The sequence below is a fragment of the Aquiflexum sp. TKW24L genome (genome assembly GCF_023502205.1).
Classification (GTDB): Bacteria; Bacteroidota; Bacteroidia; order Cytophagales; family Cyclobacteriaceae; genus Cognataquiflexum.
In genome coordinates, this window is record NZ_JAMFLG010000007.1 from 1 (window position 1) to 17,909 (window position 17,909).

A 17,909-nucleotide genomic window follows, 5' to 3' on the forward strand; every position below is an offset into this window, starting at 1 on the left:
TCTTCGTAATCCGGCATTATTAATTCATCATTCTTAATTCTGAATTTCCCCAAGTCTTCCTTCTTGGTACTTGGTACTTTGTACTTTGTACTTTTGTACTTTAATCAAGGAAATTGAACTTCAAACCAAAGCATGTCGTTAAATTTGGAAATATGATTAACCAAAATATGAAAAAGTTATTTGGCGCTTTGCTGATCACCCTATTCAGCTTCCAAATCGCAACTGCACAGGACAAAATCACTTGGCTGACATTTGAGGAAGCTGCTGCCAAAACTGCTGAAAACCCTAAGATGATTTTTGTGGATGTCTACACTGATTGGTGTGGATGGTGCAAAAAAATGGATAAGGACACCTTTACCAACCCTAAAGTCATCGGATTTATCAATGAGAATTTCTATGCCGTCAAAATGAATGCAGAGGACAGCAAACGAAAATTCAACTTCAAGGGCAAGGAATATACCGAAGCCACTATGGCTCGGGCGATGCGGGTAAGTTCCTACCCCAACTTTGTGATCATGGATGCCTTGATGGAAAATATCGCTCAATTTCCCGGCTACCGAGAACCGGCTCCCTTCCTTTCCGGAATGGATGATCTCCTCAATAAATTCGGGAAGTAACCATGTCCTTTTCCCTTCACGAAAAAAATGATACCATCGTTGCCCTTGCTACCCCGCAGGGTGTCGGTGCGATTGCGGTCATCCGGCTTTCAGGCAAAGAAGCCATCACCATAACCAATTCTGTTTTTAAAGGGAAAGACCTGGAAAAGCAGGCTTCCCACACCATCCATTTCGGAACCATCCGGGATGGGGAGAAGATCATAGATGAGGTTTTGGTTTCTATTTTTGTGGCCCCAAAATCCTTTACCAAGGAAAATGTCGTGGAAATCTCCACCCATGGTTCTTCATACATTGTCAATCAGGTCATCAAGCTATTGATCCGTCATGGAGCAAGGCCCGCAAAGCCTGGGGAATTTACTCAGCGTGCGTTTTTGAATGGGCAGTTTGACCTTGCTCAAGCAGAAGCTGTTGCAGATTTGATCCATTCAGATTCTGAGACCTCCCACCAAGCAGCCATCAGTCAGATGCGCGGTGGCTTTAGCAGTGAGATCCAAAAACTCCGCAATGAGCTGATCCATTTTGCTTCGATGATCGAGTTGGAGCTTGATTTTGGGGAGGAGGATGTGGAGTTTGCAAATAGGAATGACTTGAAGGTCTTGGTTGAAAAATTACTGCGTGCTGTCGAGCTACTGATTGCGAGTTTTGATTTGGGCAATGTGATCAAAAACGGAGTTCCCACGGTCATCGCCGGAAAACCCAATGCCGGAAAATCAACTTTGCTCAATGCGCTTTTGAATGAAGAAAAAGCTATTGTCTCTGAAATCGCGGGTACAACACGGGATTTTATCGAGGATGAAATCAATATCGGCGGGGTGATCTTCCGGTTTATCGATACGGCAGGGTTAAGAGAAACCACCGATATCATAGAAGCGATCGGAGTCAGCAGGACGCAGGAGAAAATGAAAACCGCTTCCCTGATTCTATACCTTTTTGACCTGACGGATACCGACATGGTTGAGATCAATCGGGATATCAACAAGTTGGAAAATCAGGGTGTTCCTTTTGTCAAGGTTGCCAATAAAATAGACAAAGCCTCTCCGGAGTTTGTCGGCGAACTGAAGGCAAAGTATCCTGATACCATTTTTATTTCTGCGGGTCAAAAGGAAAACCTCGAAGTGTTGAAAAGTAGGGTTTTGGAATTGGTCAATCTAGATAAGTTCAGGACAGGCAATACCATTGTCACCAATATCCGGCATTACGATTCCTTGGTTAAAACACGGCAGTCGTTATTGGATGTATTGGAAGGTTTGGACAGGCAGATCACCAATGATTTTTTGGCGATGGATATCCGTAGGTCACTCCACTACCTTGGAGAAATCACTGGAGAGATTACAACAGATGACCTTTTGGCCAACATTTTTTCAAAGTTCTGTATCGGTAAATAAGTTTGGTGTTGTCATGTTGTGCTGCGCGCCTGCCTGCCGTAGGAAGGTTGTCGGGTTGGGGAACAGTCATTCTGAACCGCAGCTTGTGGAGGTGGAGACTCTCTTTTTTTGTTGAAGTGGTTTTAATTGTTGTTGCTGCGAACTACATACCTTTTGAGGCACCATGCATCTGATTCGAGATATTCGTTAATATAATAGTCCCGAGGACGCATTATTTGCGGTCTCAGCACGTAAATTTTCCGCTTTTTATACAGATAATATTATAGGGGAAATAGTAAGGGTTCCGGCATCTTCCCCTACCCCTCCGGTATAGTCCCGCCCACCTTGTCTTATACTTCCCCTATCCATACTCCGTGTCCTAGCTAACCATACTCCGTGTCCTAGCTAACCATACTCCGTGTCTTAGCTACAGATACGCCGCCTCTGGGTTACCCTTGAGCTACTTCCCATCTACCCCAATCCTTAGATTCCCCTACTCCCATCCCATACCTATCCCCCTATCAGTCCTAATGTTCCCTTACCTCAAAGTAGAGTCAGTCCTGTAGTATCCTTAACCATTGACCAATCCTTGACCAATCCATAACCAAAGAAAGGCCATTCCTTCTTCAATACTTTTGTCACCCATGGGGTATAGGGAAGTCATAAAATTCCTTGGATATGCAGATACATTCAATCCCTTCAGGATTGGTGTAGCCTTAATAGATCGTTTTCTTTTCCCCGCATTGCAATGCGGGGTAACTAGATATTTGATCCCGTCGGGATCTTTCCTCAGTGCCTTATTTTGTCAAATCTATAATTCCCTTTGCAACCATTGGGATACCTTCCCGTTCTTTGCGGTTAAAAAATATCACCTCTCACAGAGCCTCTGAGAAAAAGGAGGTTTGGGGAGATACCAACATGTGCGGAGGAGTCATCTGCGTCAATCTGCGATATATGCGGGAGAAAATGAAGCCTCCTGTTCTGTGTGCTCAGTGGTAAATTAAAATACCCCCTACCCCATTTCCGTATTTAAGATTCTCCTCCTTAGAAGATACGTGACCTAAATACCAAACTTCCAAATTCTTTTCCATGGGTTACGGTGCAGAAAGATTTCAGAAAGTATGAAATTATGTATAGCACCTTACCCAGGGACAATGTTATTCAGCCCACTTCGGGGCTGTGTATCGTGATTGGAGAAATTCTCTAACCTTCTATTTTTTATCAATAATTCATTACACAATACCACTGAATGTCAGTATCTTAGTTGGCGATGTACCAAAGGGATAAGTAGGATTTACCCAAGATTCTTAAGCCAAGTTCCATTCGGTCACATTCCTCTTACTTTTCATTCAATTTTTAACCCAAAAACAACATACTATGGACCCTTTCCAAAAGAGAATTCAGAATCTTCAAAAAACCCTCCGTACACCAGAAACAGGGGTTTTTGATTTGGTAACCACCAATTCATTTTTGAAAAGCCTTGGCATTCAATTGCCCGTAACTGCGGACTTTACCGAAAGGAAGAAAGCTGTACAAAGGTTTTTGGGATTTAAAGGAAATGATGTTGACGGTATTATGGGCACCAATACCATATCTAGGTTGGAGATGCTTTACAGCCAAACCCTACCTCCGATCCCTTCGGGTGCAAGCTTGATTGCCTCCAAAAGGTCATTGGATGTCATCGTGGAGTTTGAGGTTTCCTCAAAAGCTATTTATGAAAGGAGATACAGGAACCCAATATTACCGGGTGAATACAGTGGCATCACCATCGGTATCGGATACGATTTGGGCTATGTAAATACTGCCACATTTACCCATGATTGGAAAGACTTTCTCAGCAGTTCTGATTTTAATACCCTTTTGGGCGTGGTAGGCAAAACAAAAGTCAATGCCAAAAACGCACTTACCGAAGCTGTAAAAAGGGTGAGCATTGATTGGGATTCTGCTATTGAGGTATTTTGCACCAAGTCCATGCCGATTTGGGCAAAGAAATCCCGAAGGATCTATCCCGGCTTAGAAAAACTTCCGCCTGATGTCCAAGGAGCTATTGTCTCCTTGGTGTACAACAGGGGTGACAGTTTGGCTTTGAATGACAGGAGGTTAGAGATGCGGAATCTTGTCCAACACATTGCTTCAGGCAAATTGCCCGCCATTGCCGCAGAGATCAGAAATATGAAAAGACTGTGGTCCGTGCAGCAAAGCGCCGGTCTTCATAGAAGGCGGGACAGTGAGGCTGCATTGGTAGAAAATGCCACGTTTGTCATCAAGCCGGAGGATTGTATTTTTATTTAGGATGATAGTCTACAAAGTCCACAGACGACAGTCGACAGTCGACATAGTCGATAGTACAAAGTCGATAGACCATAGACGATGGAAAAAAGACCACAGAAAGTGCACAAAATACAGATAAGACTGGCCTGCAGGAACCACATTTCCTATGCCAAGGACCATAGCCTATAAACTATGGACGACTTACCATCGACCATGGACTATAATCTATCTACAACCTAACATTGATCCTGCCTGAGATTATTCTATTCTTTTAATCGCAAGGCGAATCCAGAGGAAGTATTGACCTTAAAAAATCAATATCCCAAATAAGTCAGGTGGCTGTTCCTCGAGAAAATAAACCACTCAGCAAATAAAGCCTTCTTTGCCGAACCACCACTCCTTAAGTTTGTTCCTGTATAAGAAGTTTTTCGGGTAGTTACATCTACCTGAATTTTAAAAAGTTACAATCCAATCAATTCAATGAAGTACATATTTTCAGTTTTAATTTTTGGTTTATTCTCCATTCAGGGTTTTTCGCAGTCATTTAATATAAAAGGTGTGGTGGTTGTTCAGGGCAAACAAGAGGCTTTGCCTTTTGTGAATGTGCTTTTATTGTCCCCAAATGATTCTTCCCAAGTTACAGGTGCTGTTTCTGATATTGATGGCAATTTTGATCTGACCGGTATCAGACAGGGTGATTATATCCTCAAGGTACAATATATAGGATTTACAGATTATTTCAGGACCATAGAATTGACCAATAATGTCGACCTGGGAGTTATTGCAATCAGCGAAGTAGCTACTGACCTTAAAGAATTTGTGATTGAGGCTCGGAGGTCTACAGGCACCCAAAAAGGTGATACCACGATGTTCAATGCAGATGCTTTCAAAACGATGAAGGATGCAAGTGCACAGACATTGTTGGAAAAACTTCCCGGAGTGAGTTCAGAAGATGGTATTTTACAAGCTCAGGGAGAAGCCATTGCGCAGATCCTCGTTGATGGCAAGCCGTTTTTTGGAACAGATGTCAAAACTGCTCTTCAGAATATCCCTGCCGAAATGATTCAAAGCATTGAGGTGTTTGACCAAAAAAGTGAAAAATCACAGCTCAGTGGATTTGACGATGGTGAAAGGCTCAAAACCATCAATATCATTACCAAAGAAAGCAAGAGGAAGGGCGAATTTGGAAAAACTACCGCCGGCTATGGAACAGACGAGAGGTATTTGGTGGGTGCCAGTATCAATGCATTTGATGGAGAAAGAAGGTTGACCTTTACAGGGTTATCCAATAATGTCAATGTCCTTGATTACTCCAGCGATCCCAACGCACAGGACAATGCCAATCCACAGGAAGGAATCATCACTACCAATATTCTTGGATTGAATTATACCGATCTATGGATGGACAAAATCAAAGTTACCGGTAGTTATGTTTTTACCAAAAGAAGAAATGTAGGCGTAGTGGATATTTTCAGGGATTTTGTGACTACAGATGATACGGATAAGTTCTACAGTGAAAGGAGTACCGATGTCCGAATCAACAACCGGCACCAAGCTAACCTTAGATTGGATTACAACATAGACGAGAAAAATAGAATCCTTTACATTCCTCGATTTTCTGCAAGGTTTGAAACGGAAAATTCAGGTTTTAACGGACAAACTGACGATGGTCTGAATCTGATCAATTCGGTAAGAAACTTAAAAACAGGATCTTATCAGGATTTTGACCTTTACAACAGATTACTCTACAGCCATAAATTTGACAAACCGGGACGTACTGTCACCTTTAGAACCAATTTCTCGAAAGGATGGAATGAAGATGAGTCCGACCGAAAGGCAGAAAACACATTCTATGATCAAAATGGAAGCAGGGAAGAGGTCATTGACCAACGCACCACAAGGGAGCGAACCGGTGATTTTTGGCAAAGTCGTGTTTCCTATACCGAGCCCTTGGGAAAGCGAGGTCAGATGGAAGTGGAATACCAGATCGGCAATAGGCTCAATGACTCCGACAAGCTTACCTTCAATGTAGAAAACGGTGATTTTGATAACGGTTTACTTTCTTTGGATACAGCATTAAGTAATACTTTTCAAAGCAGATACCTGACCCAAGAACTGGAATTTGGTTACCAGTTTACTTCCGAAAAGTATAAAATACAGACTGAATTAGAATACCAGGATGCCAGACTCCAAAACGACCAGTTTTTTCCAAATCCTGATGTATTGAACAAAACTTTCAAAAACTTCACTCCTACAGTGAGGATGGAATACAAGTTTTCGACCAATACCAATTTACAGGTTGATTACGATACTTATACCAACGAACCTCAGATTTCACAACTTCAGGCTGTGATTGACAATACAAACCCACTTCAGTTGCGGTCAGGTAATCCCGATTTGGATCAATCCTATACCAATCAGATCCGGTTAAGATTTAGAAGTAACAATCCTGATACAGATAAAAACTGGAATATATTTGCCCAATCCAGGTTTGTAGACAATTTCATTTCCAACAGTACCCTGATTGCAAGCGAACCTACTGAGATCCAAGATGGAATTATATTAGAAACCGGTTCACAATTGAACAAACCGGTAAATCTTGATGGGTATAAGGATTTCAGGTCATGGTTTAGCTATGGGTTGCCGATAGGATTCATCAAATCAAACTTCAATATTAACGCTGGACTTGGCTTTACCCAAAGACCTGGACAGGTCAATGACCAAATCGGATTCAACAATTCCAGGAGGTTGAACACGGGTTTTTCGCTAAGCAGCAATATCAGTGACCAAATAGATTTCAATATCTGGTCAAGGTCTTCTTTTAACGAAGTCAACAACAGCCTCAATTCTAGCCTTGACAGTAAATTCTTCCAGCAGAGGTTCCGTGTCAATCTAAATTGGATCATTTGGGAAGGAATCATTTACCGATTGGATCTCAATCATCAGATCAATTCAGGTTTGTCAGAGGGATTTGATACCAATTTTTCCTTGGTCAATATGAGTGTGGGCAAAAAAATATTCAATAACCAGCGGGGTGAGATCAGCTTGATGGTTTATGACTTGTTTGGTGAAAATGCCAATGTCAGAAGGAATATCACAGAGACTTTTGTGGAAGATGTCCAGTCCAATGTACTTCAGACTTATGTGATGCTGAGTTTTACCTACAATCTCAGAAGGTTCAGCAAAGGCATGAGTGAGCAGGATTATACCGAAAGGTATCAGAATGGGGATAGTTCGAATTGATAATTTAAGTTGCTTTATCCCTGTTTTGTGATGTTGGCTTTTGTTCCTTTTGATGCAACATATATCCCGTACCTAAAGGCACGGAAATAACTAAATGCAAAATTTCCCTACCCATATCTTGTCCCTAAAGGGACATTAACTTCAACAGTATTTACCAGTATTTCATCTTATTCATTTTTCCTTCTTGAAAGGAACTCTCATACTCCTTATGGATAACTGCTTCAAACAAAATTTTCCCTACCATATCTTGTGCCTAAAGGGACATTAACTTCAACAGTATTTACCAGTATTTCATTTTCTTCATTCAACCTTTTTGAAAGGAACTGATAATCCTAATGCGTAACTGCTTCAAATTGAAGAATATTTACTTTTTTGACCTTATACCATTAATCTCCCATAAAAACCAGTTTGGAAAAAATTAGCAGAAAATTTATTCAAAATCGCAAAATTATAAACCAACTATTTACAATTGGATACTATTTTCGAATTGTATAGGTAGGTTATAACTCAAACCTGTTTTTTTCCTTTTATCCTTACCATATTCCAACTGCTATAATCATCGGGATTTTTTTACCCAAATGGAAGCCATGTTATTTTATTTAGACATATTTTTAATCAATCGATACCACAGAATATCCTGATTATTTCCATAGGCCAATGGAAATATGATGATTTGTTTTGCTATTTACCCCTATAACCTACTTTAAAGTAACCTTATCACCCAATTTTATTTGGGATGGTACAGGCATGTTATTTTCCATTTCTAATTTATTAAAGCTTATGAAAGAAACATTTACCAAAAACCGTATCCCAATTTTATCCTGGCGATACTTGATGATTTTCACCCTGATTTGCTTTTTCGGTATTCAAGGCAATGTTTTTGCCCAGCAAAAACTCGTCAAAGGGACAGTACTGGATGCGGCAGGTATGCCTATCCCCGGTGCAAATATTGTGATAAAAGGCACTACAAAAGGGTCAGTGTCTGATCTGGACGGGATCTTTACGATCCAAATGGAGGCAACCGAGAACATTCTCGTTATCTCTTACATCGGTTATGAAAAAACCGAAGTGAATGTATCCAATCAAAGTGAAATCACTGTAAGGCTAACAGAGAGTTTTCAACTCTCGGAGGTCGTAATCACTGCGGCAGGTATCGAAAGAAATACCAATACCTTGGGTTATTCGGTATCTTCCTTAGATAACGAGAAAATTAGCCAGAGGAATGAGCCTGATCCTGTGAGGGCATTGACAGGCAAAATAGCCGGAGTCAACATCCAAGGAGCAGGTGGTGTAGCCGGTGGTGCCACCAACATCACCATCCGAGGCAATTCCTCACTTGGCAATAACAACCAACCGCTTTTTGTTGTAGATGGTGTACCTTTTGACAATTCTTCTTTTGAATCAGCCGGAACCAACCAAACACAAAGCAGCCAATCTACATCCAGCAGGGCGTTTGATATTGATCCCAACAACATCGAAAGCCTCACGGTATTGAAAGGTGCTGCGGCCTCTGCACTTTATGGGTCTAGGGCAGCCAATGGCGCAATCATTATCACTACCAAAACAGGCTCCCGAAAAGGACGGAAAGGAATGGAGATTACCTACAACAGCTCCTATTCCAATGAAAGGCTCTCAGGTATCCCTGACTTTCAAGATAAATACGGTCAGGGAACCAATGGTGATTACAGGGCGGGTGTCTTCGGTTCATACGGCTCTCCATATTCCAGCCGCGCGACTATTCCCCACCCTTTGGCATTGACTACCAATCCTGCCTCTCAATTTCCTCAGTTTTACGAGGCTAATGGAATCACTCCTGTAGAAGTACCTTATAGGTCTTACATGAAAGAAAATGTTGAAAATTTCTTTAGGAGAGGAAATCTCTTTGAAAACTCCATCATGGTCAGTGGTGGCGGTGAAAAAACAAGTTTGATTGCAGGTTTTACGCGGACGAGCAATGATGGTGTAGTTCCCGGTAACAGTATCACTAGAACTTCCTTCAATGTCGGTGGAAACGCCAAACTTGACAATGGCTTCTTTGTAAGGGGAACATTGAATTATGTCAAAACCAATCAGACAAGTCCTCCGATTGGTGGGTCAGGATCTATTATGGGCAATTTGCTATTTATGCCGACGAGCTTTGACCTGACCGGCTATCCTTTTGAAAATCCCGTAACCGGGGCCAATGTGTATTATAGGGCATTGGACAATCCTTATTGGTCTGTTAAGAACAGTCCTGCCACAAGTGAAGTGGATAGAACTTTTGGAAGTTTTGTATTGGGCAAAGAAATCACCCCTTGGCTGACTGTCCAGAATACTTTTGGGTTCAACAGCTTTACGGACAACAGACTCAGTGTTTTGGGAAAAGGATCAAGTGTCTATGCCAACGGTACCATCAACACAGACAATATCTACCGGGAAGAATTGGACAACGTTCTTTTGGCTACCATCAATACCAAAATCAATGATGATCTGAAAGTCAGGGTAATTCTTGGAAACAATATCAACCAAAGATTGACTAGAAGAGCAGCTTTCTCAGGAGATGGGATTATTGTGGCAGGATTGAATGACATCAGAAATACTACCACGATCACACTTGGTAATATTCCAAACAACCAGACTTTGATCAAGCAAAGGTTTTACGCCTTTTTTGGTGATGTGACTTTTGATTATAAAAATTATGCTTCGCTCAATTTTGTGGGAAGAAATGATGTATCCTCTACCCTACCTGCCGAAAACAGAAGTTACCTGTATGGTGGTGTCAATGGGTCACTCGTATTTACCGAAGCATTGAAAATGAATAGCTCGGTTCTGAATTTTGGAACAATCAGGGCAGGTTATACCAAAGTCGGTAATGAAGCTTCTCCTTACCAGACTGTAAATGTATTCAACGCCAATGCTTCTTTCGGAGGAATTGACTCTCCATTTAGCAATGCTACCAACTCAGGCATCAGTACACAAACCATTTCCAACAGCTTTGCAAATAGTTCTTTAAAGCCGGAGTTCATCACAGAATTTGAAGTGGGAACAGAATTAAGGTTTTTCCAAAACCTGTTCACTTTAGATTTGACTTATTATGCCAAAGAAAGTACCTCCCAGATCTTTGTAGTAAATGCTGCCCCTTCTTCAGGGTTCCTAACCAGAATTATTAACCTTGGTGAAACCTCCAACAGGGGTATTGAAATAGGATTGACAGCCAATCCATTTGTGTCAGACAGGGGATTTAACTGGTCCATCAATGCCAACTTTACTAGAAACAGAAATAAAGTGGAGAACCTTGGTGGTTTTGCGCAGCTGACTTATGGAGGAAATGTCCATATAGAAGGCTTGCCTTACGGGATGATTTTCGGGACTAGATTTGCAAGAGATGATGAAGGAAGCATCCTTGTCAATCCTCAGACGGCAAAGCCGATCCTTGCAACGACAAGTGGTCCTATAGGAGATCCAAATCCAGATTTCTTTGCGGGTCTAAACAATACCTTCTCTTATCGGGGAATCACACTTGATGTGCTATTTGATATGAAAGCGGGTGGAGATATTCTCTCTACTACCATTGGTGAGACCTATGCAAGAGGTGTTTTGAGAGATACAGAAGACAGGGATTCCTTCAGAATTGGAAGCGGATACTTGGGAAATATCAATACCAGAACCCCACTATTGGATGAGGATGGAAATAAAATCCCTAATAATACTGCTTTAAATTACAATGATTATTTCTTCTCAAGTGGATTTGGTCCAAGTGGACCTTCCGCAGGATATGTCCAGGAAGCGGCAATCTTTGATGCTACTGTGGTGAGGTTGAGGGAAATTTCCTTAGGGTATATGTTCCCAAGAGAATTGTTGTCAAAAACCCCTTTTGGAAGTGCATTTATCTCCATGAGTGGAAGGAACCTTTGGTACAAAGCTCCAAATACACCTGCGGCTATGAGGTATGACCCTGAAGTAAGTACTGCAGGAGCCAATAACCTTGGTTATGACCAATTGGGAGTGCCACCCACCAAAAGGTATGGTGTGAACTTAAGATTCACTTTCTAAACCATTCAAAGAAAAACATCATGAAAAATATAAAATTAAAATTCCTTTCATTGCTGACAGTGACAGCCATGTTTTTGGGGGCTTGTGCGGATTTTGTGGATATCAACAATGATCCCAACAACCCTACCACCCCACAGCTTGCTTTATTACTACCAGCTACCCAACTCTCCATTGTGGGTAATTTCAACACCATCAACAGAGGTGCTTCCAATGTCATCCAGCACAGGGCTGCGGGAAATCTTAACAGGTGGGACCAGACTGGCGGCACCTTTCAAGCCTCATGGCTTGGCTATTACACACAGGCCATTCCTGATCTTGAAGCGATGATCAATGTAGGTACCGAACAGGGAAGCTGGGGATATGTAGCCATAGCCAAACTTCAGAAGGCTTTCCTATTTGGTCTGATGGTGGATGTTTGGGGAGATGTCCCTTATTTTGAAGCCGGAAAAGTATCCGATCCTAAGTTTGACAACGGGGAAGTCATATACGATGATTTACTTCGCTTGATAGATGAAGCATTGTTAGATATGGACAAAGGATTTACTGTACTTTCATCAGCAGATATTTTTTACCAAGGCTCAAAAGTCAAATGGACAAGGTTTGCCAATTCACTAAAATTTAAACTGCTCCTTCAAACCAGAAAATCCGATCCAACCAGGTCCATACAGGGAATCAATGCTTTACTTCAGACCAAAAATTTTATTGAAAGCAATGTCGATGACTTCTCTTTCCTTTTTGGAACCAACACCGCACCAAATGCAAGACATCCATGGTATACTACTGCATATTCCCCGGGCAGAGATGGCTATGTCAGTATGGTGGTGCATGACAGGTTGAAGGCTCAAGATGATCCAAGGCTTAGATATTACATATTCAGAATTAATGAAAGAGCAGGATTGGCCAATTCTCAAGTTGGAGAAGGCTATTATGGAAGGTATCCAGGAGATGGTGCGGCTTCACCTGCAGATCAAAATACGAGGGCAATCGTTGGAATCTATCCATCAGGAGGCGTCTATGACAATGGAAGAATCCCTTCATTGGGAAATACAACAGGATTTTTGAATAATGTGGGAGCGACTACGGGTAGCACTGCAAACTCATTTAGGTTGGTATTATTTGCAAATGGTGACGGAACTGGTGCCGGAAGGCAACCATTGCTGACCAACACCATGATGAGATTTTACAGAGCAGAGGCGGCTTTGACCTTGAATACCGGGGAAGATCCGGCTCTCCTATTGTCAACTGCTGTGGCAGCAAATATGCAGTCCATCAATTCACTTTCGCCGGCTTTCCCTATTCCGGCAGCTACAATCACTGGTTTTACGGATCGTTTGGTAACCCAGTTCAATGCTGCTACTCAAGAAGGAAAACTTGAAATCCTGATGATGCAAAAATGGATCGCTATGTATGGCAATGGTATAGAATCTTACAATGATTACCGAAGGACAGGTTTACCAGCTTTGGAGGATTTGATTGCTCCTTTGGATGTATTTCCTGAGCGGTTCTATTTTGCAGAAACCGAACTGACTTCCAATGAAACGGTAATCGAAAACAGAGACCAATTACAAAGAAACCAACAGATCGTCCCAGTATTTTGGAAGAAATAATTCTACCCAATTCACACTCATTAAATATCAATTATATGAAAAATAAAATATTCATAGCCTTTATAGTTTTTGTCTCATTTTCCTGCAAAACAGTGGATTATGAGTGGGAGAACTTTAAATATGCTGCTACACCAAAGGTAATTCTGAATTCGAGTGCTTCAGCTTTGCCAACCTTCGAAAGTGCAAGAGTTTCTTTCTTTAACCTTGCAGATCCAACCTTTGCCACCTCCCAAAAATTTGAATGGACACTGGATTATTACGATGCTGCAGGAAGGGCCGAAGTACAGGAAATAGAGGTTTACCTAAGTTTCAACAGACGGGAAGGTAATCCTCCTGTCTATCCGATTATTTTATCCTTAGCAAAGGTACATCCCAACGAAAGGCAGTTTCCTCTTCCAAGTACCGTGAGGGCTGCAGACAGATTGTATGAAAAGGTAACAAGCTTTCCAAAAACATATAGCCTGACTACTTCTGAGTTGGCGGCATTTACAGGAACCACGATTTCGACCATTGCAGCCAATGACTATTTCTTATTCAAATTCATCTTGGTCATGAAAGACGGAACCAGAATCGTCCAATACAATGACAATTCATGTGATGAATCCAGAGGGGAATTGTGTGCCTGCCGAGTTGGCGTAAGATTTAAAAACATACCATAATGATGATCAAACAAAAAATAACCAAAACCATCCAAGGGGGATTTTTCCTCCTTGGACTATTTATGTTGTGCATGGGCAGTTCCTTTGCACAAAAAATTCCTAGCCCTAAAGAACATTTCGGATTTGGAATGGGTGACGATTACCATATCAGTAATTACACTGCAACTGAGGCTTATTTCAAAAAAGTCGCCGAAGCCTCCGACAAAGCCAAACTTGTTTCGATCGGTAAAACAGAAGAAGGAAGAGATCAGTGGATGTTGATCGTCACTTCTCCTGCGAACCATGCTAACCTGGATAAATTCAAGGACATTTCTGTCAAATTGGCCAGGGCAGAGGGCATTACTGAAGCAGACGCAAGAAAACTTTCTGAAGAAGGAAAAGCCATTGTATGGATTGATGGTGGACTTCATTCTACAGAAACAGTGGGGATTCATCAGCTGACCGAAACCATCTACCAGGTTTTGACCAAAGAGGATTCAGAGACAAAAAGGATCCTTGACAATGTGGTCATATTATTTGTCCATGCCAATCCTGATGGACACGAGAAAATCGGTAACTGGTATATGAGAGAGTCAGAACCTGAGAAAAGAAGTCTTTCCAACCTTCCTGTCCTCTACCAAAAGTATATCGGCCATGACAACAACAGGGATTTCTATATCCAAAATATGAAGGAATCCATCAACCTTGGTCACCAACTATTCATAGAATGGATCCCCCAGGTGATGTACAACCACCATCAGAGAGGTCCGGCAGGCTCAGTTTTAGCTGGTCCGCCATACAGAGATCCTTTCAATTATGTATTTGACCCGATGATGGTGACAGGAATCGATGCAGTCGGTGCGGCGATGTACAACAGGCTGAATGCTGAAAACAAGCCGGGATTTACCAGAATGAATGGTTCATCCTTTTCCACTTGGTACAATGGCGGTCTGAGGACCACCACACATTACCACAACATGATCGGTATCCTCACTGAGATCATCGGAGGACCAAATCCTGAAGAAGTTCCTTTGGTGCCGGACAGGTTATTGCCAAATAGCAATACCCCATTTCCTGTCACGCCTCAGAAAGCATGGCATTTCCAACAATCCATTGACTATTCCGTATCGATGAACTTTGCTGTATTGGATTATGCTTCCAGGAACAGTGATCACTTATTGTACAATATATATTCTATGGGCAAAGGCTCCATCGAAAGAGGTAGCAAAGACTATTGGACTCCTTTCCCAAGAAAGATTGATGCCATCAAAACTGCCTATGAAAAAGTAAAGGACAAATATCCTACCCCGTCCAATCCATTTTCGGCTAGGGGTGGCGCCATTCCTTCCATATTCTATGACAGTCTGTATCAGGCCAAAGCTGAAAGAGACCCAAGAGGTTTTATCATCAGTGCTGACCAAAAAGATCCTGCCACTACAGTCAAATTTATCAATGCCTTGGTGAAAACCGGGATTAGGATCGAAAAAGCCACTTCGCAGTTTACCGTGGAGGGCAAGACCTATCCAAAGGGTTCTTATGTAGTGAAAACCGATCAGGCATTCCGACCCCATGTGATCGATATGTTTGAGCCGCAGGATTATCCAAATGACTTCCAATATCCGGGAGGTCCTCCGATCAGACCTTATGATGCAGCTGGTTGGACATTGGCTTACCAGATGGGAATTCAGTTTGACCGGGTTCTAGATGGGTTTTCAGGACCGTTTGAAACTTTGGCATATGGCAAACTCGAGGCTTTACCTTCAGTCATAGTACCTACTTCAAAAACGGGATTTTACTTAAGCAGCAAGCAAAATGATTCCTTTACGGTTGTCAATGAACTGTTGAAATCGGGAGTAAAAGTTTCTAGGATCAACAGCGAAGTCGAAGGATTGCCTGCGGGATCATTTTATATTCCGCAAAACGGACTCAAAGTATTGACTTCTAAGGCAACGGAATATGGCGTAAAAGTTTTTCCTGCCAAAGCCGTCCCAAGCAATACCACTCCTATCAAGCCTTCACGCATTGCTTTGTTTGATACTTATGGTGGATCGATGCCAAGCGGTTGGGTGAGATGGATGCTGGAGCAATACAATTTTGAGTTTCAGGTAATATTTGCCAAAGAAATCGATTCGGGTAACCTCAACAAAAAATATGATGCCATACTCTTTATCAGTGGAGGAATCCCTGCTGTTGGTAGAGGTGGCGAAAGTGGAGGTTGGGGTTCTCCTCCAGATGAGAAGACTACTCCTGAAGCCTACAAACACATGCTTGGAAGTATAACGGCTGACAAATCAATCCCCCAAATCAAATCTTTTCTTGAAAACGGTGGTAAAGTGATCGCCGTCGGAAGTGCTTCGGCATTGGCTTATCATCTGAAATTACCTGTGAAAAATGCATTGGTGGAAGTTGTCAGAGATGGTGCTGAAAGACCTTTGCCGGGTGAAAAATATTACGTCCCCGGCAGTGTCCTAGTCACAAGGGTAGATACATCATTACCTGCCAATTGGGGTTTGGAAAACCACGTAGATGTGTTGTTCAACAACAGTCCGGTATTTAAACTTAAGCCTGAAGCAAAATTAGATGGGTTCCAGGTTTTGGGATGGTTTGATTCCAACAAGCCTTTGAAGAGCGGTTGGGCTTGGGGACAATCTTATCTCGAAGATGGCATCACTTCTTTCTCAGCTCCGGTTGGAAAAGGAACTTTGTATGTCTATGGACCTGAGATTACTTACAGGGCGCAGTCACATGGTACATTCAAAATGTTGTTCAATAATCTTTACCAATAAAACAGCAGAACGCCTCAAATTTGATTTCAAAAAAAGAGCTTCCCAAAATCGGGAAGCTCTTTTTAATATTGGTTTTGCAGATAATCAGATAGTCAAATTTCCTAATTCCTTTTTTGCAGGAATACAAACACCCCCTTTTTGTTGGAAACAATGATGTCCTTTAAGCCATCTCCACTGATGTCTTCTGTCAAAACATGCACACCCACACCTGAATTGTCGTCTACTTGGTGGGGAATCCAAGTTGGATTGGAACCCGGTACAAATTCATACCAATACAAATAGGGAGTTTCAAACTCCCCGGGATCGGAACCCATGTGGGCAAAATATCTTTTGCCGGTCACAAAGTCAGGCAGTCCGTTGGAATTCATGTCTGTGAATGCTACTCCGTGGGTTTGGGTGTAGGTATCATCGATGAGGTTTGTGGTCCAAGTTGGTTTGCCGTCTTTGTCTCTCCCCTGCTCGTGCCACCAAATCCCCAAAGCATGCGCCGAGGAGGACAGCACATCTGTCAGCCCGTCCCCATTGAAGTCATAGGCATACATTTGGGCAGAAGCCTCTCCCAAATTCGATGGATGGAACTTCCAATCCGGAGTCCGCGGATCGGTGGGTGCTTCCCACCAACCTTCCCGGATAATCACATCTTTTCTGCCATCTCCATTGATATCTCCGAAGCCCAGTCCATGAGAGTAAGGCTCCGAACCACGTTTTTCATTTTGGCTGATGGTATATTCTGTCCATTCAATTCTTCCATTGGAACTCGATGGTTTGAGCCAGATCATCTGTCCTGTGGCGGAATTTCCACCTAAGATCTCCAGTTCTCCATCTCCATCTATGTCATAAAATCCTGCTGATTCATTTCCTAAGGTGGGATGAATAACATGCCTTTTCCAATGTCCGCTTTCGTTTTTGGGGTTTTCAAACCAAAATACTTCCTTTCCGGGAAAACCGATCCTGACAAAGTCCACCCATCCGTCCTTATTGACATCCATGCCGTGGCAAATGAAGGCATTGCTATAGCCTTTGTCATATTCAAATTTCTGTGGTTGGGTGATCTCATGTTTTTTCCAATCCGGCGCTTCAAACCAATAGCTGCCTGCCATGACATCCATAAATCCATCTTTGTTGACATCCCCTACTCCTACTCCTTCAGCAAGAAATTCAGAAGTCAAAACCTGTTTTTCAAATGAAATCTGACTTCCTTTTACAGGTGAAATGGTCTGTCCAATTAAAGGAAGGGACAATGAAAAAGAGCATATCGATGCCAAAAAACCGATTGAAACATATTGGAATATTGGTGTTCTGGATATTCGATTTTGGAAAGAAACAGGGTTTATATGGTGGGTTTTCATAG

At 42.1% G+C, this 17,909-nt stretch carries 9 protein-coding genes; 8 read left to right on the forward strand and 1 reads right to left on the reverse strand.

Annotation, left to right across the window (positions count from 1 at the left end; genetic code table 11):
• Window positions 1-167: 167 nt before the first annotated feature.
• The 8 genes from M3O96_RS06350 to M3O96_RS06385 all read left to right on the forward strand — a co-directional run bounded on the left by M3O96_RS06350 (window position 168) and on the right by M3O96_RS06385 (window position 16,558).
• Window positions 168-617 carry a thioredoxin family protein gene (locus M3O96_RS06350; protein WP_241126448.1) on the forward strand — a complete coding sequence of 150 codons (450 nt, stop codon included), beginning with the start codon at window positions 168-170 and terminating at the stop codon, window positions 615-617.
• Between the two features lie 2 nt (window positions 618-619).
• Window positions 620-2,002 (forward strand): tRNA uridine-5-carboxymethylaminomethyl(34) synthesis GTPase MnmE, encoded by a 1,383-nt coding sequence (gene mnmE, locus M3O96_RS06355; RefSeq protein WP_249719493.1) that lies wholly within the window; start codon window positions 620-622, stop codon window positions 2,000-2,002.
• A gap of 1,356 nt (window positions 2,003-3,358) precedes the next feature.
• Complete coding sequence (locus tag M3O96_RS06360; protein WP_249719494.1) at window positions 3,359-4,273, forward strand: hypothetical protein; 915 nt, start codon at window positions 3,359-3,361, stop codon at window positions 4,271-4,273.
• 459 nt (window positions 4,274-4,732) lie between these two features.
• Window positions 4,733-7,495, forward strand: coding sequence for an outer membrane beta-barrel protein (locus M3O96_RS06365; protein ID WP_249719495.1), 2,763 nt, complete (start codon window positions 4,733-4,735; stop codon window positions 7,493-7,495).
• Window positions 7,496-8,275: 780 nt separating this feature from the next.
• The gene (locus M3O96_RS06370) at window positions 8,276-11,527 is read left to right on the forward strand and encodes a SusC/RagA family TonB-linked outer membrane protein (RefSeq protein WP_249719496.1); all 3,252 of its coding nucleotides are present in this window, start codon (window positions 8,276-8,278) and stop codon (window positions 11,525-11,527) included.
• A gap of 20 nt (window positions 11,528-11,547) precedes the next feature.
• A complete protein-coding gene (locus M3O96_RS06375; protein ID WP_249719497.1) occupies window positions 11,548-13,134 on the forward strand; it encodes a SusD/RagB family nutrient-binding outer membrane lipoprotein in 1,587 nt (528 codons plus the stop codon).
• A gap of 35 nt (window positions 13,135-13,169) precedes the next feature.
• Entirely contained in the window at window positions 13,170-13,793 is a 624-nt protein-coding gene (locus tag M3O96_RS06380; protein WP_249719498.1) for a hypothetical protein, read from the forward strand.
• Window positions 13,794-13,795: 2 nt separating this feature from the next.
• Window positions 13,796-16,558, forward strand: coding sequence for a M14 family metallopeptidase (locus tag M3O96_RS06385; protein ID WP_249719649.1), 2,763 nt, complete (start codon window positions 13,796-13,798; stop codon window positions 16,556-16,558).
• 101 nt (window positions 16,559-16,659) lie between these two features.
• On the opposite strand, the gene M3O96_RS06390 is transcribed toward M3O96_RS06385, so the two are convergent.
• A complete protein-coding gene (locus tag M3O96_RS06390) occupies window positions 16,660-17,907 on the reverse strand; it encodes an FG-GAP repeat domain-containing protein (RefSeq protein ID WP_249719499.1) in 1,248 nt (415 codons plus the stop codon).
• Window positions 17,908-17,909 lie beyond the last annotated feature (2 nt).

What these genes read in the sequence shown, in the direction of transcription:
- M3O96_RS06380 (WP_249719498.1), top strand. Translation starts at nt 13,170, where the DNA reads ATGAAAAATAAAATATTCATAGCCTTTATAGTTTTTGTCTCATTTTCC.
- M3O96_RS06360 (WP_249719494.1), top strand. Translation starts at nt 3,359, where the DNA reads ATGGACCCTTTCCAAAAGAGAATTCAGAATCTTCAAAAAACCCTCCGT.
- M3O96_RS06370 (WP_249719496.1), top strand. Translation starts at nt 8,276, where the DNA reads ATGAAAGAAACATTTACCAAAAACCGTATCCCAATTTTATCCTGGCGA.
- M3O96_RS06385 (WP_249719649.1), top strand. Translation starts at nt 13,796, where the DNA reads ATGATCAAACAAAAAATAACCAAAACCATCCAAGGGGGATTTTTCCTC.
- M3O96_RS06390 (WP_249719499.1), bottom strand. Translation starts at nt 17,907, where the DNA reads ATGAAAACCCACCATATAAACCCTGTTTCTTTCCAAAATCGAATATCC.
- M3O96_RS06350 (WP_241126448.1), top strand. Translation starts at nt 168, where the DNA reads ATGAAAAAGTTATTTGGCGCTTTGCTGATCACCCTATTCAGCTTCCAA.
- mnmE (WP_249719493.1), top strand. Translation starts at nt 620, where the DNA reads ATGTCCTTTTCCCTTCACGAAAAAAATGATACCATCGTTGCCCTTGCT.
- M3O96_RS06375 (WP_249719497.1), top strand. Translation starts at nt 11,548, where the DNA reads ATGAAAAATATAAAATTAAAATTCCTTTCATTGCTGACAGTGACAGCC.
- M3O96_RS06365 (WP_249719495.1), top strand. Translation starts at nt 4,733, where the DNA reads ATGAAGTACATATTTTCAGTTTTAATTTTTGGTTTATTCTCCATTCAG.